This window comes from Pseudomonas sp. ITEM 17296 (genome assembly GCF_028895205.1).
Taxonomy (GTDB): Bacteria; Pseudomonadota; Gammaproteobacteria; order Pseudomonadales; family Pseudomonadaceae; genus Aquipseudomonas; species Aquipseudomonas kermanshahensis.
In genome coordinates this window covers 1-459 of sequence record NZ_WJRS01000090.1, presented here as the reverse complement: position 1 = coordinate 459, position 459 = coordinate 1, and the positions used below count along the sequence as shown (strand labels likewise).

The following is a 459-nucleotide window of genomic DNA, read 5'->3' as shown; positions in this document are numbered from 1 at the left end:
GACTTTGACCGATGCCGCGTCGCCCAGCTGCAGGTTTTCGAAGGCACGGCCATCGACATCGACCGCGGACTTGATGCCCAGGCTGATTTCGCCAGCGTCTTTGTAGACGTCATCGCCCTGCGCGTCGTGGGTGTACGGCGCGCTGGTTTCGCCCGCTTTGATGGTGACGGTGGCATTGTTGCTCAGGGTCACGACCAAGTCGTGAGCCAGCGCAGTGTTGATATGAACGGTGAAGGTCGGCTTCACGTTCTCGGCAACCGAAACCTGGTCAGCCGTGATAGTGACCTTGATTACATCGCCTTCGTTGCCTGGGGTACCCGGTTCGTCGGTCACAGTGGTGCTGACCGGGGTCTTGTCCAGAACCAGGTTTTCGAACTTCCAGGCGTCAGCGCCGCTGACCGATTGCAGGCTCTGCTCTACCGGTGGGTTAGCGCCGGTGTAGACGTTGTCCGGGGCAGT

At 60.3% G+C, this 459-nt stretch carries 1 protein-coding gene; it reads right to left on the bottom strand.

Features of this window, described 5'->3' with window-relative positions:
• Positions 1 to 459: immunoglobulin-like domain-containing protein (locus tag GIB19_RS28190; protein ID WP_274888867.1), on the bottom strand; the 459-nt coding region annotated here is incomplete at both ends.